General features: G+C 55.7%; 22 protein-coding genes. 10 read left to right on the forward strand and 12 right to left on the reverse strand.

The features are described from left to right. Positions 1-66: 66 nt before the first annotated feature. The 10 genes from MEFOE_RS08900 to MEFOE_RS08945 form a co-directional block, all read right to left on the reverse strand. Positions 67-864, reverse strand: coding sequence for a CheF family chemotaxis protein (locus MEFOE_RS08900; RefSeq protein WP_067051253.1), 798 nt, complete (start codon positions 862-864; stop codon positions 67-69). Further along, on the reverse strand, positions 861-1,979 hold the full coding sequence (locus tag MEFOE_RS08905; RefSeq protein WP_067051255.1) for a hypothetical protein: 1,119 nt from the start codon (positions 1,977-1,979) through the stop codon (positions 861-863). Before MEFOE_RS08905 ends, MEFOE_RS08900 begins: the two co-directional genes overlap by 4 nt. Positions 1,980-1,981: 2 nt before the next feature. After that, a complete protein-coding gene (flaJ, locus tag MEFOE_RS08910) occupies positions 1,982-3,583 on the reverse strand; it encodes an archaellar assembly protein FlaJ (RefSeq protein ID WP_067051258.1) in 1,602 nt (533 codons plus the stop codon). Between the two features lie 3 nt (positions 3,584-3,586). Next, entirely contained in the window at positions 3,587-5,449 is a 1,863-nt protein-coding gene (locus MEFOE_RS08915) for a type II/IV secretion system ATPase subunit (protein ID WP_067051261.1), read from the reverse strand. Position 5,450: 1 nt separating this feature from the next. Further along, a complete protein-coding gene (locus tag MEFOE_RS08920; protein ID WP_067051264.1) occupies positions 5,451-6,197 on the reverse strand; it encodes an ATPase domain-containing protein in 747 nt (248 codons plus the stop codon). A 4-nt stretch (positions 6,198-6,201) separates the two neighbouring features. Next, on the reverse strand, positions 6,202-6,678 hold the full coding sequence (locus tag MEFOE_RS08925) for a hypothetical protein (RefSeq protein ID WP_067051266.1): 477 nt from the start codon (positions 6,676-6,678) through the stop codon (positions 6,202-6,204). 3 nt (positions 6,679-6,681) lie between these two features. After that, positions 6,682-7,161, reverse strand: a complete 480-nt coding sequence (locus MEFOE_RS08930; protein WP_067051268.1) for a flagellin — start codon at positions 7,159-7,161, stop codon at positions 6,682-6,684. Between the two features lie 14 nt (positions 7,162-7,175). Then, the gene (locus MEFOE_RS08935) at positions 7,176-7,955 is read right to left on the reverse strand and encodes a hypothetical protein (protein ID WP_067051270.1); all 780 of its coding nucleotides are present in this window, start codon (positions 7,953-7,955) and stop codon (positions 7,176-7,178) included. A gap of 66 nt (positions 7,956-8,021) precedes the next feature. Continuing rightward, positions 8,022-8,630: an archaellin/type IV pilin N-terminal domain-containing protein gene (locus MEFOE_RS08940; protein ID WP_067051273.1), complete on the reverse strand. Its 609-nt coding sequence runs from the start codon at positions 8,628-8,630 to the stop codon at positions 8,022-8,024. A 12-nt stretch (positions 8,631-8,642) separates the two neighbouring features. Continuing rightward, complete coding sequence (locus MEFOE_RS08945; protein ID WP_067051275.1) at positions 8,643-9,197, reverse strand: archaellin/type IV pilin N-terminal domain-containing protein; 555 nt, start codon at positions 9,195-9,197, stop codon at positions 8,643-8,645. Between the two features lie 198 nt (positions 9,198-9,395). On the opposite strand from MEFOE_RS08945, the gene MEFOE_RS08950 reads away from it, so the two are divergent. The 4 genes from MEFOE_RS08950 (at position 9,396) to MEFOE_RS08960 (ending at position 12,444) form a co-directional block, all read left to right on the forward strand. Then, positions 9,396-10,040, forward strand: coding sequence for a hypothetical protein (locus MEFOE_RS08950; RefSeq protein WP_067051277.1), 645 nt, complete (start codon positions 9,396-9,398; stop codon positions 10,038-10,040). 340 nt (positions 10,041-10,380) lie between these two features. Beyond that, positions 10,381-11,631, forward strand: coding sequence for a tyrosine-type recombinase/integrase (locus MEFOE_RS08955; RefSeq protein WP_067051279.1), 1,251 nt, complete (start codon positions 10,381-10,383; stop codon positions 11,629-11,631). A gap of 73 nt (positions 11,632-11,704) precedes the next feature. After that, a complete protein-coding gene (locus MEFOE_RS14115; RefSeq protein WP_162839751.1) occupies positions 11,705-11,866 on the forward strand; it encodes a hypothetical protein in 162 nt (53 codons plus the stop codon). A 38-nt stretch (positions 11,867-11,904) separates the two neighbouring features. Beyond that, on the forward strand, positions 11,905-12,444 hold the full coding sequence (locus MEFOE_RS08960) for a GNAT family N-acetyltransferase (RefSeq protein ID WP_067051281.1): 540 nt from the start codon (positions 11,905-11,907) through the stop codon (positions 12,442-12,444). A gap of 39 nt (positions 12,445-12,483) precedes the next feature. Here the strand turns inward: MEFOE_RS08960 and MEFOE_RS13765 are convergent, their stop codons facing one another. Continuing rightward, complete coding sequence (locus MEFOE_RS13765; RefSeq protein WP_153015924.1) at positions 12,484-13,509, reverse strand: hypothetical protein; 1,026 nt, start codon at positions 13,507-13,509, stop codon at positions 12,484-12,486. A 90-nt stretch (positions 13,510-13,599) separates the two neighbouring features. Between MEFOE_RS13765 and MEFOE_RS08965 the strand changes: the two genes are divergently transcribed. Continuing rightward, a complete protein-coding gene (locus tag MEFOE_RS08965; protein WP_067051283.1) occupies positions 13,600-13,863 on the forward strand; it encodes a helix-turn-helix domain-containing protein in 264 nt (87 codons plus the stop codon). Positions 13,864-14,031: 168 nt separating this feature from the next. Continuing rightward, a complete protein-coding gene (locus tag MEFOE_RS08970) occupies positions 14,032-16,080 on the forward strand; it encodes a DUF5906 domain-containing protein (RefSeq protein WP_067051284.1) in 2,049 nt (682 codons plus the stop codon). 815 nt (positions 16,081-16,895) lie between these two features. On the opposite strand, the gene MEFOE_RS08985 is transcribed toward MEFOE_RS08970, so the two are convergent. Further along, positions 16,896-17,165, reverse strand: a complete 270-nt coding sequence (locus MEFOE_RS08985) for a hypothetical protein (protein ID WP_067051290.1) — start codon at positions 17,163-17,165, stop codon at positions 16,896-16,898. Positions 17,166-17,360: 195 nt separating this feature from the next. On the opposite strand from MEFOE_RS08985, the gene MEFOE_RS08990 reads away from it, so the two are divergent. From MEFOE_RS08990 to MEFOE_RS09000, 4 genes are all read left to right on the forward strand, one after another. Then, the gene (locus MEFOE_RS08990; RefSeq protein WP_160329522.1) at positions 17,361-17,768 is read left to right on the forward strand and encodes a helix-turn-helix domain-containing protein; all 408 of its coding nucleotides are present in this window, start codon (positions 17,361-17,363) and stop codon (positions 17,766-17,768) included. Between the two features lie 803 nt (positions 17,769-18,571). After that, on the forward strand, positions 18,572-19,702 hold the full coding sequence (locus tag MEFOE_RS08995; protein ID WP_160329523.1) for a tyrosine-type recombinase/integrase: 1,131 nt from the start codon (positions 18,572-18,574) through the stop codon (positions 19,700-19,702). A 543-nt stretch (positions 19,703-20,245) separates the two neighbouring features. Further along, positions 20,246-20,407, forward strand: a complete 162-nt coding sequence (locus tag MEFOE_RS14025; protein WP_160329524.1) for a hypothetical protein — start codon at positions 20,246-20,248, stop codon at positions 20,405-20,407. A gap of 234 nt (positions 20,408-20,641) precedes the next feature. Then, positions 20,642-21,592 (forward strand): hypothetical protein, encoded by a 951-nt coding sequence (locus MEFOE_RS09000; RefSeq protein WP_067051295.1) that lies wholly within the window; start codon positions 20,642-20,644, stop codon positions 21,590-21,592. The last annotated feature ends 104 nt before the right edge of the window (positions 21,593-21,696 follow it).

The following is a 21,696-nucleotide window of genomic DNA, read 5'->3' on the forward strand; positions in this document are numbered from 1 at the left end:
GATTGTATTTGGGGTATCAAAAATATAAAACTTTCGTTATTAGAAAAGGGTATAATAATTAATTATTTAAACTTTTGTGGCGTCTGTGATGTACCTGACACCTTTTGTCGTAAGTTTAACCTCTCTCCTGACCATCACAACCTCTGCAAGGCCGAGACGGATCAGAGCATCATAGATCTGGTCGATTTCTTTCAGGGATACACCGAGCATATTCTCAATCGACGCCGTATCCATCCCGCTGTAGACGAGCATGGCGACCTGCGCGGACTTCGGGTCCAGGTCCCCCTCCATATCCATGCTCTTTGTGGCGTCCTTCAGGAAATTATAGAGGATCTGCAGGGTGGTGAGCGGGCAGAGGACAAAACTGGTGACCACCTCGGTCCCCTCGATATGATCGATCTTCACGACATCTGTGTCCTTCCCCTGCACCTCGCGCTTGGTCAGTTCGATGGATGCAACGTCGGCAAGAGGGACGCATATCTGCTCCGTATTCGAAAAAAACCAGATGCCCGACTTCAATACATCAATGCCGCCTTTTTCCCAGCGTGCATCCTTGACAAACACCCCGCCCCTGACAGCCGGGGACATGAAGTAGGCGGCAAGGCGGTAGGCATTACATGTCGCGAGGATATGTCTTTTCAGAACATTCAGAACTTTTTCGACGGACGCGATCTTTATCGGCTGTTTTTCCTGCCCTTTTATGGTGATGCTAAGGACACTGCCCTTCGCGTCAAGGTCAAAGATCGACTTGTTCGGGATAGCAAAAGATTTCGGGCCGGTGACCTGGATCTCGTCAGGCCCGGGAGTCAGCTTTGCACCCACCCATTTACCATCAATCTCGATTTTAACAGGAACGTCAGTCATTGTTGCTTCACCTTCTTTTTCCCGGGATTTTTCAAAATACCCAGGGTGTCCTGGAGTCCGGTAACAAGGTCGTCGGCAGAGACCTTCACATCTTTCAGATCACGCAGCAGGCTGTTATAGTCCTCTTTCCTCTGCTTCTTGGAATCGGTCTTGAGGAGGTCCATGAGCGCATCGGAATCTCCTCCCCCCATGGCAAATGCCAGCATGTTCTCCTCTTCCGGCTCTTCTTCGATGACGGGGGCAGGGGGCTGGGGAGGCGCGACAGGCGTGGCCGGTGCGATCGCCGCCGCAACCGCGTCTGCCACGGGGTCGGGAGAGAGACCGTCCACCTCTGCCGAAAGGTCTGCCTCGTCGGGAAGGTCCAGTTCGTCGAGGCTGATCTCGTCAAGCCCTGCAAGTTCGCCGTCCAGTTCGTCGATGTCACCGAGGTCTGAAAATTCTTCCAGATCAGACGAATTCGCCTCAAGGATCCCGGAAACAATCGCATCGTCTGTCGGGGCCATGGGGAGGTCATTGTCAAGGGAGATATCCAGTGACGGAGAGACACCCGACCCATTCTCAAGATCGTCGAGGTTGAGACTCTCAAGGTCCTCCATGCTGACGTCGAGGAGAGGATCAGACGGTGCGGCGCCGGCGGCAACCCCTGCCCCGGCGATAGGTGCAACAGGCAGGGCTCCGACAGGATCAGCATCCTGCCCCCTCACCGTGGAGTCAAGCTTCGCGTCGATCTCCTGAAATGTCTTGTCCCTGTGGAGCAGGGTGGCCTTCAGCCGACCGATGCCGTCATGGACAGCGGCCGGCAGGGAAACGAGGACCGCACCGATCCTGCCTGACGACTCTTTTTTTTGCACGGGCAGGGCCTGAACCTCGGCCACCTCTTTCCTTTTTTCTCTCCAGGCCCGGACATTCTCCCGGATCATGGCCGGGCGGAGGTCGGAGAGGTGGACGGCGCCAAGGAGGAGGAGCATCAGGCACCCTACAGCGACCGTTGCCCCGATCAGCAGTTCGATCGGGGGGTCGTAGAGGATGAGGACCGAACCGGCGCCCACAGTCGCGGAAAAGATCAGGAAACGCCTGATCTTCGGGTTTATCTCGGGAAATTTTAAGGTCTTCATTTTCACACCGTTCCAAAGGTAGGGATCTGGAAGAACAATCTGATCATCGGCGGCACGATGAGGAACAGGATTCCTGTCAGGGTGAAGAGAAGGGCAGAGAGGAAGTAGTACATATACCGGTCGCCGCCCACCACGATCTTGCCGGCCAGAATGTTCGAGAGAGTGATCAGCAGGAGGATGGTCGTCACATAGGGCACCATCTTGTCGGCAGGGAAGTTGATGAAGAGGTTCAGGGACCCCGTCATCGACCCTGCAACCGAGTCAGGAGAATTTAATGCAGCGCCATTGTCCCCGAGACTCTCCATGACGCTCGCGATCGCCTCGGACATCGTCTCCAGGATCTCGTACAGGGCGAGGAAGATCGCGACCATGGCCATATGCATCGGCACCAGGAGGACGATAAAACTGGTCGCCACCATGTCGCGCTTCCTGCGCAACAGCACCTGGGAGAGCATCGATGACCCGACGATCTTGCCGACGACACCGGGTTCGCCGCCCATGGACACCGAGTCTCGGTAGATGTTCATGTACTTCGCGATGAGATTTGTGCCGCACTCCCCGATGAACTTCTCCCAGGTGACCGCCTCGTCGAGACCGAGGTTCAACTTCGTGTAGACTGAGTTGATGAGAGGTTCCAGGTTGACAAGGGACTTCCTGTCGATCTCGCGGATCGCCTCGACGACTGTCGTCCCCTTGCCCTCCATGATCGACCCGATGCCCCTGATAAAGGCAGGAAAGTCCTCGTCCCGCAGGACGACATTGTGGTTGTCGATGTAGCCGATGATCCCGAGGGGTGCGAGGATGACACCGACAAGGAGGAAGATCAACCCGGCCTGCACACCGGCAAGAACGAGGACGAGCACACTTACTGCCATAATGATGAGGAGCGGCTTTTGCAGCGTGTCGATCATCACCTGCTCCTTCGAGCACCAGCGGTTCATCGACCGGTCGAGCGTCTTCTCGTCGACAGGCACGGCCTTGTACATCAGGCCGACGCCGAACCCCGAGGTGAGGAGCACCAGGGCATAGGAGGTGTTGAGGGCCGAGTCGATACCGCTTGGCGCGTAGATCGCCACCGAGATCATGATGATGATCGCGACAAGCATCGAGGAGAAGAGAAGGGCGATATACGCGTCGCCCCACTTCTTCAGCATCTCGAAACCCTGTTCGAAGGTGTTCCGGTAGACGCTCCTGGCCGTGTTCAGTTCCATGTCCAGGAACTCGTTGTCAGGCACGCCGGACTCGATGGCGTTGGCGTACCTGTTGAACATGCTCCTGAGCATGTTGTTGTTGACCCGTTCGGCGATTATCCTCAGGCCTTCTGAGTAACTGTAATGCCAGCTGTTGACGAAGAAGACCACACGCTGGATATATTTCGTCGAGATGTACTCGTACCTCTTCGCCGTATACTCGAAGAGTTCGGGGCGAGAGACATTGGCCGTCATCGCCGAGGCCATATAGGTGGTCATGAAGACGAGGTCGCCTTCCATCATCTTGTTCTCGGAGATATCGGCGAACGTATTTTTTATCGACCCGACAGACTCGGAAAAGGGGATCTCGCCCCCGTTCACTTCCAGAATCCTGTCCTTGAGCGACTCGAACATATCTCAGACCTCGATATTCAGGAGACCCTGCTTCTTGATCTTTGAGATCATGTGGAAGAGGTCCCAGAACTTCGTACAGCCTGCAGCATTCAGCCTGCGCAGGATATTGGCCCTCTTCTCAACTTCGAAATAGATCTCGCTCCTCTTGCTCTCAGGGATGCCGAGCAGCGTTGCGATCTTGTTTTCAAGGAGGTAACTGCTCCCTTTCCCGCAGAAGACATGCTCGTCCGTGACCGGGTCCCAGTGGAACATCTCGACAAAGGAGAAACCCTGGGTCTGCGGGTCGTAGCCGACAAGTTCGTTGATGCTGAGCATCCGCCGCACCGTCCCTCCGCCAGGACGGCGGACGGCACTCTGGATGATGACGATGTTCAGGTTGTCGACGTGCGTCTTCGGGATGAGGATCGGGTCGCCGCAGAGACGCTGGATCAGTTTCTCGACAGACGCGGCGTGGAAGGTGCTCATGACAGGGTGGCCGGTCTGCATGGCGGAGAACGCGACGCTCCCCTCGACACCACGGATCTCACCGACCAGGATCTGGTTGGGGCGCTGACGGAGGGCGGCCTTCAGGAGGTCGAACATCGTCACATCGGCCCCGTCGCCCTCGCCCTTGCCCTTCGCCTTGGCGACCTCGCGGGTCCAGTTCCGGTGCGGGACGGTCAGTTCAGGAGTATCCTCGATGGTGACGATCTTGTTCTCCGGCGGGAGGAAGGTGGTGAGGGCGTTGAGGCTCGTCGTCTTGCCGCTTGCCGTCTCCCCGCTCACGAACATGGACATGCCGTACTCCAGGCAGATCCAGAGATAGGCGGCGGCCGTGTAGTCGCAGGTGTTGGAGTCGATGAGCTGGAGAATGGAGAGGGGGATCTCGTTCACTTTACGGATGGTGAAGTTGCTCCCGTGCTTGCTCACCTCGGTGCCGTACACGATGTTGATACGGGAACCGTCCGGGAGGGTGGCGTCCACCACCGGGTTTCTGTACGTGATCGGCCTCTTGATCCGCTCGGCCATCTTGATGACGAAGGCGTCGAGTTCACGGGATTCCGTGAACCCGATGACAGACTTCAGACCCCTGAGCATCTTGTGCTCGATGAAGATCGGGCCGACGCCGTCACAGGTGATATCTTCGATATTGGGGTCTGAAAGGAAGGGTTTGAGGATGCCCATCTCGATCTTGTCGCGGATCATCATGTATTCCAGGGCACGGTATTCGGGGGGGGAGACGACGATCCGCCCGTCGGCGGTCTGCATCAACCCGGCAAGGACGTCGTCCTCATCGGCTTTTTTCTTTGCCGAAAAGTCGGTGTTGAGGAACGCGACGAGCCGGTCCTTGACGGATTTTTCGGCGACCGTGTCTGCGGCACCGGGACCGATCTCCTCGCCGGGAACACGGGCATACAGGATCTCGTTGATAAGATTTTTGAGGACCGCGACGCGTTCCTCTTCGGTCACGGGGTCCTTTTCCAGCGCGTCGAGAAGGTCGATGAGACGCTTTTCGACGACCGGCATCAGTGTGTTGACACTGTGCAGGAACGAGGGTTCGATCGGGATATAGTAGTTCCTGACGTCCTCGGGATCGGTGAGGATATGGATGAAGGTGTCCTCCCCCACCGGGTAGATGAGGTTGAGGGTCTCAATCTTCCTGACGTCCCGCGTCAGTTCGGAGAAGAAGAGGGGGATGCCGTAGGTGTTCACCGGGAAGATGTTGAGGTACTCGAGGAGGTGCGGGCACTGTTTGACGTATTCCCGTGCATTTGTCGGGAGCATCCGGTAGAGTGCCGACGATTCCAGGTCATGATAGCATCCGCTCAGGTCTTCGTTGGCTTCCGTCTTGAAAGGCAGTTGGATCGAGAAGGGCAGACTGCTCATATCAGACCTTTGCGTAGGTCATCGGGATGATCTTCATGCCGTAGCCGGGGTGGACTTCGAAACTGATGATGTTCCCTGTTGTCTTCTGCGCCCCCCGCACCTTCACCACTTCGAGCATCATCACGTACTTGTCGCCGACGAGCGCCTTCTTCATGAAGAGGTGGGCGTCGCAGATCGACCTGATGCGCACCAGGGTGTCGGCCTCGAAGGCGTAGGTGTGCAGGGTGATCAGGATCGTCTTGCCGTGGTCGACGAGGTTCTTGCAGTTCGTGAAGAAGGTGAGGATCATGTCGGTCGAGGCGTACTCGGTGAAGAGCGTCAGGGAGTCGATGACCGCGACCTGGGACGTGCTCCTCTGGATATGAGTGATGATCGTCTGGAGGACGCCCTGCATGTCCTCCTTGTTCCACTCGAAACCGACGGTATGGAGGGGGTAGATCCGCATGTAGCCCCAGGCAAAGTAGTCCGAGATGTCAAGGCTCATCGACTCCATCTGGTTGATGAAACTCTTGGTGGTGTTCTCGGTGGTGAAGAGGTCGACATTGAGCCCCTGTTTCATGGCGCCCCAGACGATCTGCTGGGTCAGGACGCTCTTGCCTGTATCGTTCTCCCCTTCGATGAGGGTTAAGGACTCGAGGGGGAGGCCGTCTGCGATCTTCTTGTCGAGTTCTTTGTTCCCGGTGGAGAGGATCTTCTTGTCACTGCCGCCAAGGAGGTCGCTAAGGGATTCTTTTGATTCGTCTGCCATGTTCTCACCTGAGATATGCGGAGTCCGAGATGCCGTTCGGCGTCGTTACCTGGGCCCAGTCCGGCTGGTTGCCCTCGTACTGGATGGAGATGTTCATCGTCTCGCCCGGGTCGAGTTCATGGGGATGGATGATGTCGGGCTGGATCGAGGTCCACGACCAGGTGCCGGCGCCGCCCGAGGAACTGTAGGGATAGTAGACCGGGGTGCCGTTCTCCACGGCGGTGAAGACCGCCATCCGGTCGAACGTCAGGACAGGTTCGCTGCCTGTGTTTTCCACGAGCACATAGATGGTCCCGGCATCGACGGTGTGGCCGACGATCGCGACCGACGTATGGAGACGGGACTCCTGCACCTGGACCTGGTCCTTGTGGGCGGTGGCGACCACGTCCGCGGTGACGAGGATGCCGCCGATGATCGCGTACGCGACGACCACGAGAAGAACGATGGAGATTGCCGCCGTGACCAGTGACCCCGCCCCCATGCTTCATGCACCTGCCGTGAATTCTGTGGACCTCACCGTCCCGCCGGGCAGCACGATCTGGAAGTAGACGACATCTCCGGAGGTATCAGGGAGAAGATTGGTGGTGGCGTCGATCCGGACCGTCGCACCGGGTTGCCAGTAGTCGGGGCCGCCGTCGAGGATGGTGAAGGTCCAGGTGCCGTAGGAGATCCTGTCGAAATCGCCGGTCTTCCCGATAAAAATATCTGCGCCCTCCAGGTCATTCGCCGCGATCCTGACTGAGCCGACATTTTTCAGCCAGATCTTTGCGGTCTGGCCGGAGGCCGAGGCAAAAGTGTTGATGACCTTGACGTCTGTGCGGACCTGTCGATCCACGGCATGGGATGTCGATCCTGCCGTGTCAGAGATGGTATAAATTATGGGAAAGATTGCGTTGACGAGCACGCCGGCCGCTATTACAGCACCGATGAGCAATATAGCAGTCGTAATGGTTTCGCTCGACATCCATCATATCCTTTTCAGATCCTTTCCAGCGATTTCACCCAGTCGTCGCCGGAGTCTTTCCCGGTCTCTTCCGTCTTTGCCCTTTCGCCTTTTGCACGCTTCTGGTCCATCAGCACCTCGATCATGTCTCTGTCCAGTGCGGTGTCGTTCGGGTCGAGGATACGGTTCAGGACATAGAGTTCTGAGACGAACTCTTCGGCCTTCATCTCGTCGACTTCGCCGAGAGAGGCGGGCATGAGCCGTGCGATCTCCTTGACCTGGGAGACTTCCTCGTGAGAGAGGTAGCCCATCGAGGCATAGGAGTCGAGCATCATTTCCAGGCGGTCGTAGCCGTATTTCTTGACGGCCTTGCCGGTCCACTCAAAGAGGCGGTGGACTTTCTGGAGGCGGAGTTTCTCCTGCCTGGGCTGCTGGACTGCGGCCTGGGTGGCGGCGAGGTGCGCATGGAGGTTGGCAAGGAGGTTCTCGTCGGCCTTGAAGGCGGCAAGGTCGTCACCTGCCTTTGCCTTCGGTTTCTGCACGGGTGTGTCGGGTACGGCCTCGTCTTCGACCTCGTCCTCGGCGTCGTCTTCGGCCTCCTCTTTCTTCGCCGCCGGCATCGATCCCATGCCGCCTGCCGCGAAGACGAAGGGGTTCTCCATCTCGTTCATCCGCTCCCTGATATCGATGAGGAGTTTCTTGACCGAGATCTTAACGAGGTCAACCTCACGCTCCAGGTTCGCAAGTTTGACCTCGGGGTCGTCGGCCGATGCGGCACCAAGGATCTGGTCAACCTGAGACTGATTTACCGTCATTCCACGTCACCATTCCCTTTTTCAGAGTTTGACCTCAAAAAAAAGGGGGTTAGTAGATTCAAATCCTCACTCGAAGAGGAGGGTAACGTTGTCGACCTGTGTCGGCACGTACTTCTTCAGCTGGAGGGTCGCACCGACCGCAGGCTTGAGTTCAATGCCGAACTGGTCGCCGGAGACTGCAGTTGCAGACTTCGGGATCGAGACGTTAATCAGGAACTGCTCGCCCCTCTGCACGAGGGTGTCGTCGTTCCCGTTCAGGATCTGCTCGACAGACCAGTTGCCTGCACCGGGGACGCCGGGAGTAATCTTACCGGTCTTTCTGTCCACAGAGGGACTCCGGTTGACGACGTACTGGCCGCCCTTATCGGTATAGGTCATCAGGACGTCTCCGACATCATAGGCGCTGCCGCCGGCAGTCGTCGAGATGGTGAAGAGGACGTTCGTCAGATTGTCATGGGTGGTCGTGTTGCCAAGGCCGACGACATTGCCGACGATTTCGACACTCGAACTGGCCTGCGCCATACTGCTGTGGACGACTTCCTGGCTCTTCTGGGAGGTGAAGAAACCAGCGCCGAGCATCACATACGAGAAGACCGCTGCGACCACAACAAATGCAATGAGCACGATTGCAGCCTCAAGGCCGGTAAATGCTTCTTCCTGCTTGAAAGATCTCATTTCTGTCTCACCTCAGTACACTTCATAGTATCTGTCATCGACAATGCGCGTGGGGGCGGTCCGTGCGAGGGACAGCGCGGCACCGACCGACGGCTTCACATCGATGGTGAAGACCTGCTTCGGGCTGACGCTAACAGTATCCAGGGGCACATTAACTTTCACCAGTTCGCCGGCCTCAAGGAGGCTGTCGGTGTCGGTATCGTTGTTGTACCAGGTGTATCCTACCTGCGTACTGTTCAGCAACACAAAGGCGTTGTCTGTGGTCACCGCATATGCAGTCCTGCTGAGGTCGACGGGTGTACCGCCGGAGGTCAACTGGAGGTAAAAGGTCGCATTGGCCAGCTTGTCACTGGCGCCACCTATCACGACGACGCTGCCCGCCAGGTCGACTGACGAGCTCGTCTGGGAGGTCGCCGTGTGGACGACTTCCTGGCTCTTCTGGGAGGTGAAGAAACCAGCGCCGAGCATCATGTACGAGAACACAGCGGCCACGACGACGAAGGCGATCAGGACGATCGCTGCCTCGAGACCGGTGAATGCCTCATCATTCTTTCCGAATTTTCTCATAACTTCACCCTGATTGATCAGTGAACGCTGGACCTTTCCAACATTCCTACACTATTGATTTGTGTATTGACATATATAGATTCCGTTTTCAGCCAGATACAGATTTGTGGATTTATACCCTAAACACAGCATAATGAACGAGGATATACAAAAAAAGTATTATCGTCCCAGGAGTACCATCTTCAGGAAGGTGATAAAATGGAACGGGCAGATCTCCTCAGTCTCGCCGCCGGGCTGGTCATTGTAATCGTCATCGCGCTTTTCATCAAGCCGATGATCGCGGCGGCACCGGTCAACCAGACACTTCCGGGAAGCGATCCCGCGCAGGTGACGTTCGCCCCGACACCCACGCCCCTCATGCCAGGGTGGGACGGGAAGGTCCGGGATATCGGGTTTGTCGACCCGGCGACATACCATCTGAATATCACGGACGAGCAGGTCAGGTGGAGAGAGACTCCCTCCGGGGATGTCAGGAAAGACACCATGGTCCCCTATGCCACGATCCGCGGCACGGGGAGCGGGACAACCGAGATCATCCATGTCCCGGTGCCGTACTGGGAACTGCGCTATGATGCCGACCCGTACAACACCGAATTCGGGTACCTCAATGTCCAGGTGATGGACGCCGCGGACCCCAACAGGTTTGTCAGGATCGTCACCCTCCAGCGCGCAGACCTCGTCACGGCAGAAAACGCGACTGCAGAGTGGAAAAACGAGAACTGGAAAGAAACTTTCTATGAGGGGCAGAGAGACTACTGGTTCGTGATCAACACCCGGTGCATCAGGTCGTACACGCTCCAGGTCATGGTGCCGGAGAAGTACGTCCCGGGGGACATCCAGTAACAGATCTTTTCTCAGAATATTTTTTCCCTTCCCTGGCAGGGACGCTCCCCTGTACGCCCCGGCACAGAGACCGGAACAGAATTTTTCAGACCTGAATGTGAGTTATGCCATCGACGTGACCGGGGGTCCTGATCTGTGTTGGGACAACCTCCATGAAAAATGTCAGGGAGTTTCAAAGAACCGCCTGAAATTTCGTTTCACGAGCGGCCCTACAAAGGCATACTTTTCAAGAACCGAAGACATCAAACATCTTCGGGAAAGGGATTAAGAAAACAGATCCTTGAAGCCTCAGCCGGGCTTAACTCAATATGTTCATATCCCCATACACTAATAGGAGTGTATGGAAGCAAGCGCCAACTATTTCCATGAACAGGGAGAGCCGGGATACTGGGATCAGCAGTTAAAGAAAGCCGAGGCGGACGGTCGGATTGACAGCCGGGACGCCGCTCTGGTTCGTCGGTACATCAACTACAAACAGGGTGGGCGAGGCATCAGCCACATGCGGTCCACAAAGATATCTCAGATCCTTGTTTCATGGAAGCAGGTGCTCCCCGTCCCGTGGAGCGAAGCAACGATCGACGATCTTTTTGCTGCCCGGGTACGGTTGACATCGATGAAAAATTCCCGGGGCCGGCCATACAAGCAGAACACCATCAGCGACCACATACGGATTTTGAAAGGTTTTTACAAGTGGTTGGCCGCCCGGGGTTACTCAACGATCAGAACGGATGAACTCGCCGAACTCAAACCTCCAGCGACCGACACCGAGACCACCGACCCCGGCGACCTCATGACAGCGGAGGAACTCGCCGCAATGATCAAGGCGTGCAAGACGCACCGGGACCGGGCGATCATCGCCGTCACCTATGAGACAGGGGCGCGGATCGGAGAGGTGGCGCGCCTGAAGTGGTCTGATATACAATTCGATAAGTACGGGGTGCGGTGCACGATCAACGACACAAAAGAGCGGAAGAAACGCTATCCCCGCCTGATAAATTCTACTGCTTATCTCGCTGCCTGGAGGAACGGGTATTACGGGCCAGCCGCAGAAGGGGACGCATATGTTTTTGTTTCCACGGACGGCGAGCCGCTGAAATACCGGGCAATATCGCAGGTGATCGAGCGGGCGGCAGATCGGGCAAACATCAAGAAGCGGATACACCCACACCTCTTCAGGAAATCACGGATTACCGAACTGGTCAAAAAGAACTATCAGGAGTCGGTCATCAAGGAAACGTTTTGGGCCAACCCCGACACACAAATGTTTCGGACCTACCTGAAACTGTCGGAAAAGGACATCGACGACGAATTTCTCCGGAAGGCGGGGCTAAAGACAGAGAGTGAGATCGACGCGGACGACGACAAGCCCAAGCAGTGTATGTTCTGTCTCGCGGTCAACCCGCCCGGGTCGCGGTTCTGCCGGATGTGCACCAAACCGCTGACCGCCGAGGCCGCCGACGCAGTCAGGGAAGCCGAGAAGAAGATAGAGGCCACACCCGAATATGAATCCCTCCTCGCCGCCATGAAAGAGCAGGTCAGGCGGGAGATGGCGAGCGAGGCGACAGCAGACAGCGCGCCGAAGTCGGTGTGAGGAACGTATATTAACCCGGCGAGAGACAGTATGTATGTCTTGACACGTCTAACCCGTGTGGAGATGATGAGATATGGCCCAGAAAATTGAATTAGGTCTCTACCTGGAAGGCGACGACGCCCGCCGCTTTGAAAAATATATGGCGGACCCCGATCGGTATGACACCCCGGAGGGGCGGGAGATGACCCGCTGGGTAAGCGCCCACGGAAAGGAACTGGTAAAGTCCATCCGCTGAAGTTCCCTTCCCTTTTCTGCCCATTTTGCACGATCACCATGCCCTCAGAGAATCCCGCCACGGATGCCAGGCTACCGAAGATACCCTTATCTGATCTGTCCTTTGAGCGTCTCACGGGGGACCACGATATCCTGTCCTTTTCCTGCAAACATTCGGAACTGACCGACTACCTCGCCTCTGACGCATTGAAAAATCAGGAGGCCCATGTCGCCGTTACCTACCTCGTCATGTATGAAGGGAAGTGCGTGGGGTACTTCTCGCTCCTCAACGACAGCATCATCAAGAAGGATATCGATCCCGAGGAGGACAAAGAGTGGTATGCCCATTCCTACTATCCTGCGATCAAGATAGCCCGGCTCGCCACGCACCATGACTACGAAGGGAGGGACATCGGGCGGTCCATGCTCACCGTGATCCGGTCGATAGCGACAACCGTGTCTGGGTATTCCGGGTGCTGTGTCCTCACCGTCGATGCCAAACCCGATGCAGAATCATTTTATGAAAGGTTCGGGTTTCACCGGGCGCTGAAGACCAAAAAGAAGACCACGATACCGATGTATCGCTGCAATATTTTCTGAATATTGTCTGTGTGGGAAGAGCGAGTCGGGAAGCGGGGATCACTGAATTATCTTTTTTCTCATGGTGCCATATTTTCGGTAAAATGCCTGCCGGCAGGCCGATTTGCCGCAGGTTATTTTATCAGCCCTACCAACGATGAGATCCCCACAGATTGGGCACACTCTTTCTTGCGATACGGCGTTCCTCTCTTTGCGTAATTCTATGAACTTTCTCTGTTTACACGCTGGCGAACAAAATTTTCTTGATTTGTTGAGTGCAGCGAATACTCTCCCACAAGATTCACACCTCAACTTGTAGTAATGGGTTTTATCCACGATATCGGCTTTGACGACCTCACAAAGGCTTTTGTTGATACGTGGGTACTGTGCCGTCGGTCCCGTATCCACGCGCTCCCAGTTTAAGTACGCTATATGGAGAGAGGTACCGGAGAATGGACGCTCGGAAGGAAGGGGAGGTGCTATACTTTTCCGGAAATTCCACCCCACATAACCCTCACTTACCCGTTGGAGGATATACCCTGGAGTTGTGGATTCTGGTGCGTGATTCCGAATCTCATCACTCCCTTTTTCAAGTTCCTGCAATATTTTACGGCGCTGATACTGGGTGTGTTCTTGTTCTTGGAAATATTGGTCACATCTGGGATATACCCTTGATAAGTGGTCTTCCGGGACGGGTCCTGGGCCAAATTGAGATACTGTTTCAATTAAGTCCTCGGCTAGTGCTATCATCCCAAGCACGAGTATCACTCTCTGGTGGGCTTCTCCGGTGAAATAATTGTTTATCCCCGGGTAAAATATCGATAATTGGTCATCTGGGATGTCTTTGAGACCGGATAGACATGCGGTTTCTGTCAAATAGTCGATGTATTCGAGCGATTGGAGGTATTTTTCACCAATCGATCTGGGATTCAACACCCACATGAATTCAGGGGGGATAGCATCTCCATTGCAGTACGCCATCTGTGCGGAGAGGGCAGCCGCCCAAAAAAATTTCTCATACCCAAAATTGGTGTCGACTTCGCATAATTTCGGGTTTATCCTGAATTTTGGAGGACTCTTTCCCATTATCTTGTTTTTGTGCGCATGTCACAATTAATGTTTCGGTAAAATCTATGTTTCAAGCACTTTGTGTATTCTGGAGTATTAATACAGTTCATGGAAATCGAACCGTATTACAACGCGGTCGACGCCGGCGCAATCCTAGGTGCGTCCCCCCAGACCGTGGGGCGCTGGATTCGCTCCGGCGAACTCCGAGCAACAAAAATCGGGCGGCGCTGGAAAATCAGGGAGTCCGATCTGGAGGCATTCATCGAAAAAATGGGCCACAACACGGGGGAGGGCAAGCAAGCGCCAACCTGTTCCGCCCCTTCCCCCGGTAACCGACACGCACCCATGGAGGGGACGGCCGATGAGTACTGATACCACTCAGGCAGTTATCAATCCGATCGTCTCCATCGATCGCGAGGTCTACGAACATCTTTCACCCCTCCACCGGGCCGCTGCCGATCTCATGATCTCTCACGGGACCTGCAAAATCGTGGGGGAGGCCCGGGCGTGCCATAAAAACCTTCCTGCCGGGGGGATCAAATGAGCGGAACGGCATTTCTCCTGCCCGAAAATCGGGCGGCCCTTATCATCCGGGGTTCGGGTTTCGACACCTTGGCAGCACTGAACAGTGTCAGTGATCCATGGATATCTGAAATCCGGTCGGTTCTTACTTCCCGGTCTGCCCAACGCCATGGGACGATCAACGATGTGCCCCATCTGTGGGTTGGCCTTCAGGTCGCACCGCCGATAAGCGATCGGGCTGCACCAGGACCAGGCATCGAGATCGCACCCCCAGGTGATGAGATCCTTCTCACCGACGACTTGGCAGACGAGTGGACACGGACGATCAAGACCGGCAAGTCGATCCCGGCCAGTCCGATCAGAAAAAACAGCCTCGACCATTTCATTCAGTGGGTTCACGAGCGGGCTGAGGTGCAGCAACAACAAAAACCTATATCTGAAGAGCACCCCGCAGCGACGGAGGAGAACCGCCCGATCATCGACGATGAAGCCATTGACCGCGCCGACGCTCATGCTATTGCATCGGTGCTTCGGTTAAATCGGCTTAATGTTCCCGATGACTTCGAATCTCTTCCCATCGACAAGGCCCGGGCCCTCGCAAAACAAATCACCCGAAGTCCAGAGGCACGCACAGCAGCCGAGGCCCTCAGAGAAGAAGAACGGCGGGCGAAGGAGAAGCGCACCGAGAGAGACCGTTACCCGTCATTTGCGAGGCGGTCGGATAAGGGTGTCCGCCTCGATAACGCAGCGGTTGGTGCGTATATCCGCGAACGTCTGCACGCTCTGACGTTTAACCAGCGTCTCTTCATCTACGACCGGACAACCGGGCTGTACGTGGAGGACGCGGGGCAGGTCGGTAGCCTGATCCAAGAGATTGCAGAAGTGGTCGAGTTCAATGGGTCTATTACCTCTGCAAAGCGTGAAATCATGTCTTACATCCGGGATCACAACATTGCCCCCGAATATCCCTTCGACCATTACCCAAATGCCTTGCCCCTGGCAAATGGGGTTCTTGAAATCAATTGGGATACGGAAATCGCAACACTGTGCCCATACTCCCCGGAACACCGTTTCACACAGAAATGGCCCGCTACCTTTGACGCCAGCGCGGACCCCAAACCGATTCATGAGGTTCTACGGCAGTATGTTGATGATGAGGAGGTGTTTGCCCTTCTTCAACTCCCTGCGCAGGCGATCCTGCACTTCTGCGGTTTCGGTCCTTTCAAAAGGTCGTACATCTTTGAGGGTCCTTCAAACGGCGGCAAATCCACCTATCTGGTGGACCTCTTAAACCGGCTTTTCGGTGCTGAAAACATCTCAGGTGCAAGCCTACAGGCGATCGGGAGGGACCGTTTTGTTACATCTTCGATCGGATCGGCCGTGATCAACCGATGCGATGACCTTTCAGACGTGCCTGTTGAGAATGTCGGGCCGTTCAAGGCGCTGACTGGGTCCTTTTCGCATGACATTGAGAAGAAGTTTCAGACGCCCTACCGGAGCCGGGTGACCGCCGTACACGCCTTCAGTACAAACGCACCCCCGACGGTTCCAGACAACGTACTCTTTGATGCGGCATTCTGGAGTCGGTGGGTCTATCTTCGGTTCAACAACGTCTTCGAGGTGGACCCCGGATTTGTCTCCCGCACCTTCACCCCTGCGGCGATCGCGGGACTTTTCAACGAAGTTCTGAAGGTCGCGTTTGAGATCCGTCGTAATGGTCGCCTTCTCTATGAACAGGACCCCGGCGAGGTTCGGGCAGTCTGGCAGAGTGCCGCCAATCCGTTCCAAAAGTTCGTGAGCGAGGAGATGCTGAGCACCCAGAACCCTACTCTCTTTGAGAAGGGGCAACTCCTCCGCGCCTTCCGGGCATGGTGTGGGGCGAACGATATCAACCCCCGGAAACTCCCGAGCACGATCACCGGCTTCACTCAGATGATCTATGCCTCTGGTTTTACGACCACTCGTAGAGGCTCAAAAAATGAGCAGGAGTGGAAATATGAGGCCCGGTACACCTGGAAAGCAAATAGTCGATATCAAAAGAGCGCGGAGGGGATCGGGAGCATATGATTTATTCCAAAATTCGTATGCAGGTATCTAAGATATCCAACATTTTTCTAAACCTTATACGCGATAAAGAATATTATAGAGAGGGGGGATATCTTGGAAAAAGTTGGATATCTTGGATGCGGGAGGATCGCATAAATCCCACAGGGGCATAAAATGCAGCCCCATCAATGCCATGACTGTGGTGGCACCCTCAAACGCGTCCCCGGTGGTCGGTATTGCTTCCGGTGTGGTCGGTACGTATCGTGGTCCGGTAGGGTCCGACCGTCGCCCAAACTCCAGAAAATGTGAGAGGGCGGGTAATTTCCCCCAGTCCCCCCCCCCCCCAACTCGCTTTTTTCCCTTAACCATCCCCGCCATCAGGATAAGCCCCTATCTCCACGTTTGGACCCTGAATTCTCGACGACGGCCAGCCCTCGCCCAATACGTGCGAGAGGCCAGGACGCGGACCCGCACCCCACGCGCGGGAGTCTGATAGGCAGAGCGCACGAGCCAACCCGATATAGAGAGTCGCGCACCGAGGGAGACGATCCCGAAGTGGTCCGCAACCATCGCCCCCGTGATCCACACAGGACCAGGACCGGCCTCGGTAGCGTCCAGGTAGTCCCGAACCAGATCAGGGACCAGCCCCCGGCGATGACGAGCCAGGGCAACAGAGGACAGGCCAGGGATGTGATCGGTGTACATTACGGCTATTTTTGTCATGATAACACCAGGAAAAAAGGGGGGACAATCCCCCAGAACCCCCGAAGGGGTGACCGGCCACAGGTCGGAGGGTTTGGCTGGTAATCGGCGGCATCACAAGAAGAAGTGGACCCCTACTGCCCTCCCTGCGCAGGCCTCATCCTCATGATGGCAAAGATCACGAGGGACAGGATCGAGACCATCACGGCAAGGATCAGCAGACTGGAGGTCTGAGTCCAGATTTCCGCCCCGGTCGTCATGTCGGCGTTGGTGGTGGAATTCCACTGAGAACCCGCAGGAATGCTGACGCTGTTATCAATGTTGAACCCGATTACAGGCGCAATCGAGAAAACGGCCACAAGGGTGATGATTCCAATTGCAGTACCGGTGACGGCATCGATCATGCCGAAACCGTCGTCGTTCAGGAGAATAGAACGCTGTTTCGCTTCAGCCCATGCCTTCAGAGAGACACAAGCCCGGAGAACCGATTCAAGAGCCAATTGTTCATTATCACGCTCCGATGATCAGACAATGGATGCCAAAGCATATATTTGTTTTGCACATAAGGGAGATAAATGAGTAGAGAAAGATATACACATGTGAAACCAGAACCAAACACCAATGCTATTGAAAACAAGATGGAGAAAACAGAGATCGAGATCCTCCGGCACCTTCAGAAAGCAGGAGTCAGCAAAGAAGACGCAATCGAGATCATGAGCCTGGCCGAAGACCACGAGACATATGTGATCCTGAAAATTGCCGAAATGGTGAACCAGGCCGCAAAGGAAGTGAGCCAGGGAGCGATCACCCCTGACGAAGGGTTCACCAGGATCATGATCAGGATGTTCATCCCCAAAGGCCCCCAGGTGAGCGAAGAGGAGGCCCACAAGATCAGAGAATACCGGGAAGACGGGTATTCGATCAGGCAGATCGCAAATGTGTTTCAGCGATCCACAGAGACGATCCACCGACTGACAAAAGACATTGAAACCAAACAAACACCATAAGGCACGCAAGCCCTCTCCCTGTCAGATCAAAGGGGAAAAGGGAAACTTTTCAACTATATAGGGGGCCCCATGAACAATATCGGTCCGCGTGCCCACTCCCCGTTAACCAATAGAGAGACGCACACGATCGCTGCCGCCCACCGCCGTTCAGCATGTCGATCGAGAGAAGGTATCATAGGTGACGGCGGGGCGACTGTATCCGAAATCTCAACTGTGGGACGACAGAGGGCGGTGTCCCAGGGCATATGAGTAACGAAGATAAGGCAACTATAGGGGACAGAATAGGGAGCCACCACAAGAGATCTATAGTCGCTGAAAATTGCTTCTTTTTGAGTAACCCGAAAGGGATATTATGACGGGGCGAACAGAGAGTGTTGATAATCAGATATCCGGATCGCCCACAAACGATCCGCACACAGGACACCACCAGCCCACCGGCACCCAAGCGCGCTTACCCTCGACCTGTCGCCGGACATGCGCCCGGTACATCCTGGCGGCACACCTCGCACAGTGCGGTTCATTCTCTCGCATGGCATACCATAATCAACAGTGTCGGTTTAAAAATGTTGTGCACCCACAAAGGGACAGCTGAGGCACCAAAAGCCACCAGTTTCAAAAAGACTTGCACAAAAGTAAAAGAGCCTCAGCCGGGCTTAAGGAAACGAAGTTCCTAAGCCCTACATTACCCTTATATGCAGAAGCACCTATTACTCCTCATGACGAACGGTCGTTTTCACGAATTGCCCCAGACCTACCGCGAATATGAAAAACGATCGATCCAGAAAGCAATTGATGACGGTCGTTTGACGAAGGGAGACGCGGCCCTTCTCTCCGAGTTTGTTGCAGAGGAGGCCGCCACCAAAAATCTCTCCCCACAGAGGCGGTACAAACTGGCATACACCCTCTGCACAGCGTCACAGTTTTTCCCCTCTGTGGATGACCTTTCCTTGACCGAAGTGTACGACGGCTTCGATGCGATCCGACAGGCCCGGAAGCCGAACGGCGACCCCTACAAACAGAACACGGTGGCGGACTTGACGAAGATATCAAAGCGGTTCCTGATCTTCCTGGCAGCGAACCAGCACATATCCGTCCCCGCGGCGAAGATCGAGAAGATCCGTACATCTAACTTCGATGTCCAGACGAAGACGGCCGAGGACATTCTCACAGAGGAGGAAGTGAAGGCGATCATAGACGCCACGCGGTCTGTCAGATACAGGGCCATGATTGCCGTCATGTACGAAGGTGGCCTGCGGGCGATCGATGTGGCAAGCCTCCGGTGGAAGGACGTCTCGTTCTTCCCGTGGGGCGCGCGGATCAGAACCGACGAGAAGACGGGGTTCGAGCGCTCGATCCCGATCATCTCCTATACGCAATATCTCGCAGAATGGAAGGCGTCATACCCCGGCACCCCCGAGGGCGAGAATTTTGTTTTTGTCAATATGCGAGGTTTACCAATGCAATATCGCGGTTTTTCCAAGGCAATTGGAATCTTCGCCAAGGAAGCCGGGATCGAGAAGCACATCACGCCCCATATCTTCCGACACAGTCGGATCACTCACGCTCTCCGGGGCGGCCTCCAGGAAACGATCGCAAAGAAAACATTCTGGGGCAACGAGGGCACCGAGATGATCAAGACCTATGCTCACCTCGTCGATGGTGATGCCGACCGGGCATTCGCTGCCCTCGCCGGTGTGGAGATAGAGGAGACACGGCCGAGTACCGCCCTCGATCCGGTCCAGTGCGATCAGTGCCACACAATCAATGTCCCCGGAGCTCAACATTGTCACCGGTGCGGTGCCGGGCTAACTCCCGAGGCGCGGAGGAATGCGGAAGGGGTTCTGTCAGAACTTCAGGCACTCCTTAGCGAAGACCCCGCCTTTGCCATCGAAGCCATCCAGCGCATACGTGAGAAGCACTCTACGCGGGTTTAACCTCGGGCCGCACAAGGTGCGCGACACCGACAAAACAGAGCAGGAGAAGGCATAAATTTACTAAATTACTCAAATTTCGTCAGTCAGTTAGCCTTTAATAATTTTGAATACCATATCTAAATATGCTAAAACAAAGCGACCGCTGCTATCGTGCCCGCGATAGCAGCGGGCCACATCCGACATCGATACGATCGATGGGATGTATCCGAACTATCCCAACCCTGGGATAGTTATCTATTAGATAACTGTCTACAAAAGGATTTCGGTATACCATCCTCGGATGTGGGTTCGCTTTTTTTAGCAGCGGAAGTGCTAAATGACCAAAAAAAGAGAAAGCAGACCGGATGGTGTAGATCGGGCTATCCTCAAATTCGTGCAGACCTCCCGGCAGGGCGCGACCATCTCCCAGATCCATCGAGAAGTATGCCCCTCCAAAAGAGAGGCACTCGTTCGCTACCGGATCGTCACCCTTGAACGTACAGGCCTTCTTCGATGCGGGTGCGTGCTGGGCCGGATTTTGGTCCTGCCAAAGGAGGTGTCCACATGATAGCCGAGACGACAATCCCCTCCCGGACGATAAAACCCGACGTTCTTGCGGCCCTGAAAAAGACTCACCCTATCGAAGGGGCAGCGGCAGAGATTTTGATCAAGCGTGGCGTATGGTGTCTCGAAGCGCCTGAAAGGACGGTGAGCAAAATTGCATAATGAAGGCAGCGCCCCTCGCCGCCCTCGCCACTCTTACTTTGGGCGCCCTTTATCTAAAAAGGTTCCGGCGCGACGAGATACCGCATGCCACCGGGCGACAAAGGACCTCCCTGTGGTATGCCGTTCGTGTGGAACGATCTGCGGCGCGTTCCTGACGAATGACGGCGCGTGCCCTCTCCTCGTGTGTGTTGGGTGCGCCCTCCGCGACGATGTCCGCTTCAAGGAGGCCACTGCGTGATCGCGGCAAACGCCCCTGCTGCCATCGTGCCAGGGAAGACGACGAGCTTCGGACCGGTCACGCTTCTTGAAGGGATCTCGCTGACGATCTCAGCCACCCGTGGTGGTGGATGGGTCACAACCCTCTCCCGCGGCAATGAGGCGCTCGTCGAAGACCGCGCCGCCACCCTGCCGTGGATCGACCCTCGCGGACCCGGGAGGCTTGCAGCCAAACTGCATGAAGCCCGCCCCACCCTCGATCAAAAAGCGATCAAGGGCGGTCTTCAGGATATTTTCGAGGCCGTCAAGAGTTCACCAGATAGCCCCGCCCTCGTCTCCGCGGCGGTCGAACGGGCGATCGGCGAGACGGCGGGGGTAAAGATCGAGATGTCAGACCCACCCGTCTACATCATCGAACTTACCGGCGGGGAACGTCTGATCTTCCAGAACAGAGAGCTTGCCGACCCACGGCCGGGGAACCTCAATGATCGATGGCTCGCTACGCACCCTGGGGACGCTCTTGATGCGACCGGCAAGGACTTCAAAGAAATTCGGAACTACTGGTTCGGCATAGCGGAGCGGGTAGAACCGACAGGGGTTGGATCGCAGTGGGAGCCGGTCGCTGAAGCTCTTCAGATCCGACTCGCACCTCTCCCTGTAGGCACCGACAAGGACAGCCTTCTCAAGTATGGCCTTTTCCTCGAAGAGCAGCCCGATAAATCGACGATCCTCTGGGTAGCGAGCAACATTATCGAGTCGGTACTCAAAGACCACGGAAAATCTATCACGGACAGCACCTTCCCCGAATTTCTCCAGAGGGATAGGGATCTCCTGGTCAGATCACACCGCTTTCGTATAGGCAAACTCCGATGCCGCGCGTGGGGATTTAACCCGGATTTCCGGCCGGATGACGTCGGGATCACCAACCTTGAGACTCTTGTCGACGAGGATGAGGGGGATCAGCCATGACCTCGTCCCAGGCACCCCCTTATGTCCTGCGCGTGAGGAACACATTCGCACGAAAACGTGCGAACTTGTTTTTAGCCGGGACGGTTGGGACGGTTGGGACACCC

The sequence above is a fragment of the Methanofollis ethanolicus genome, from assembly GCF_001571385.1.
Lineage (GTDB): Archaea > Halobacteriota > Methanomicrobia > Methanomicrobiales > Methanofollaceae > Methanofollis > Methanofollis ethanolicus.

Bases quoted from the DNA above. Each gene is read 5' to 3' on its own strand.
- MEFOE_RS08960 (WP_067051281.1), top strand. From the start codon at position 11,905: ATGCCCTCAGAGAATCCCGCCACGGATGCCAGGCTACCGAAGATACCC.
- MEFOE_RS14025 (WP_160329524.1), top strand. From the start codon at position 20,246: ATGATAGCCGAGACGACAATCCCCTCCCGGACGATAAAACCCGACGTT.
- MEFOE_RS14115 (WP_162839751.1), top strand. From the start codon at position 11,705: ATGGCCCAGAAAATTGAATTAGGTCTCTACCTGGAAGGCGACGACGCC.
- MEFOE_RS08940 (WP_067051273.1), bottom strand. From the start codon at position 8,630: ATGAGATCTTTCAAGCAGGAAGAAGCATTTACCGGCCTTGAGGCTGCA.
- flaJ (WP_067051258.1), bottom strand. From the start codon at position 3,583: ATGTTCGAGTCGCTCAAGGACAGGATTCTGGAAGTGAACGGGGGCGAG.
- MEFOE_RS08945 (WP_067051275.1), bottom strand. From the start codon at position 9,197: ATGAGAAAATTCGGAAAGAATGATGAGGCATTCACCGGTCTCGAGGCA.
- MEFOE_RS08950 (WP_067051277.1), top strand. From the start codon at position 9,396: ATGGAACGGGCAGATCTCCTCAGTCTCGCCGCCGGGCTGGTCATTGTA.
- MEFOE_RS08915 (WP_067051261.1), bottom strand. From the start codon at position 5,449: ATGAGCAGTCTGCCCTTCTCGATCCAACTGCCTTTCAAGACGGAAGCC.
- MEFOE_RS08920 (WP_067051264.1), bottom strand. From the start codon at position 6,197: ATGGCAGACGAATCAAAAGAATCCCTTAGCGACCTCCTTGGCGGCAGT.
- MEFOE_RS08930 (WP_067051268.1), bottom strand. From the start codon at position 7,161: ATGTCGAGCGAAACCATTACGACTGCTATATTGCTCATCGGTGCTGTA.
- MEFOE_RS08970 (WP_067051284.1), top strand. From the start codon at position 14,032: ATGAGCGGAACGGCATTTCTCCTGCCCGAAAATCGGGCGGCCCTTATC.
- MEFOE_RS08935 (WP_067051270.1), bottom strand. From the start codon at position 7,955: ATGACGGTAAATCAGTCTCAGGTTGACCAGATCCTTGGTGCCGCATCG.
- MEFOE_RS08905 (WP_067051255.1), bottom strand. From the start codon at position 1,979: ATGAAGACCTTAAAATTTCCCGAGATAAACCCGAAGATCAGGCGTTTC.
- MEFOE_RS08900 (WP_067051253.1), bottom strand. From the start codon at position 864: ATGACTGACGTTCCTGTTAAAATCGAGATTGATGGTAAATGGGTGGGT.
- MEFOE_RS08925 (WP_067051266.1), bottom strand. From the start codon at position 6,678: ATGGGGGCGGGGTCACTGGTCACGGCGGCAATCTCCATCGTTCTTCTC.
- MEFOE_RS13765 (WP_153015924.1), bottom strand. From the start codon at position 13,509: ATGGGAAAGAGTCCTCCAAAATTCAGGATAAACCCGAAATTATGCGAA.
- MEFOE_RS08955 (WP_067051279.1), top strand. From the start codon at position 10,381: ATGGAAGCAAGCGCCAACTATTTCCATGAACAGGGAGAGCCGGGATAC.
- MEFOE_RS08985 (WP_067051290.1), bottom strand. From the start codon at position 17,165: ATGATCGATGCCGTCACCGGTACTGCAATTGGAATCATCACCCTTGTG.
- MEFOE_RS08965 (WP_067051283.1), top strand. From the start codon at position 13,600: ATGGAAATCGAACCGTATTACAACGCGGTCGACGCCGGCGCAATCCTA.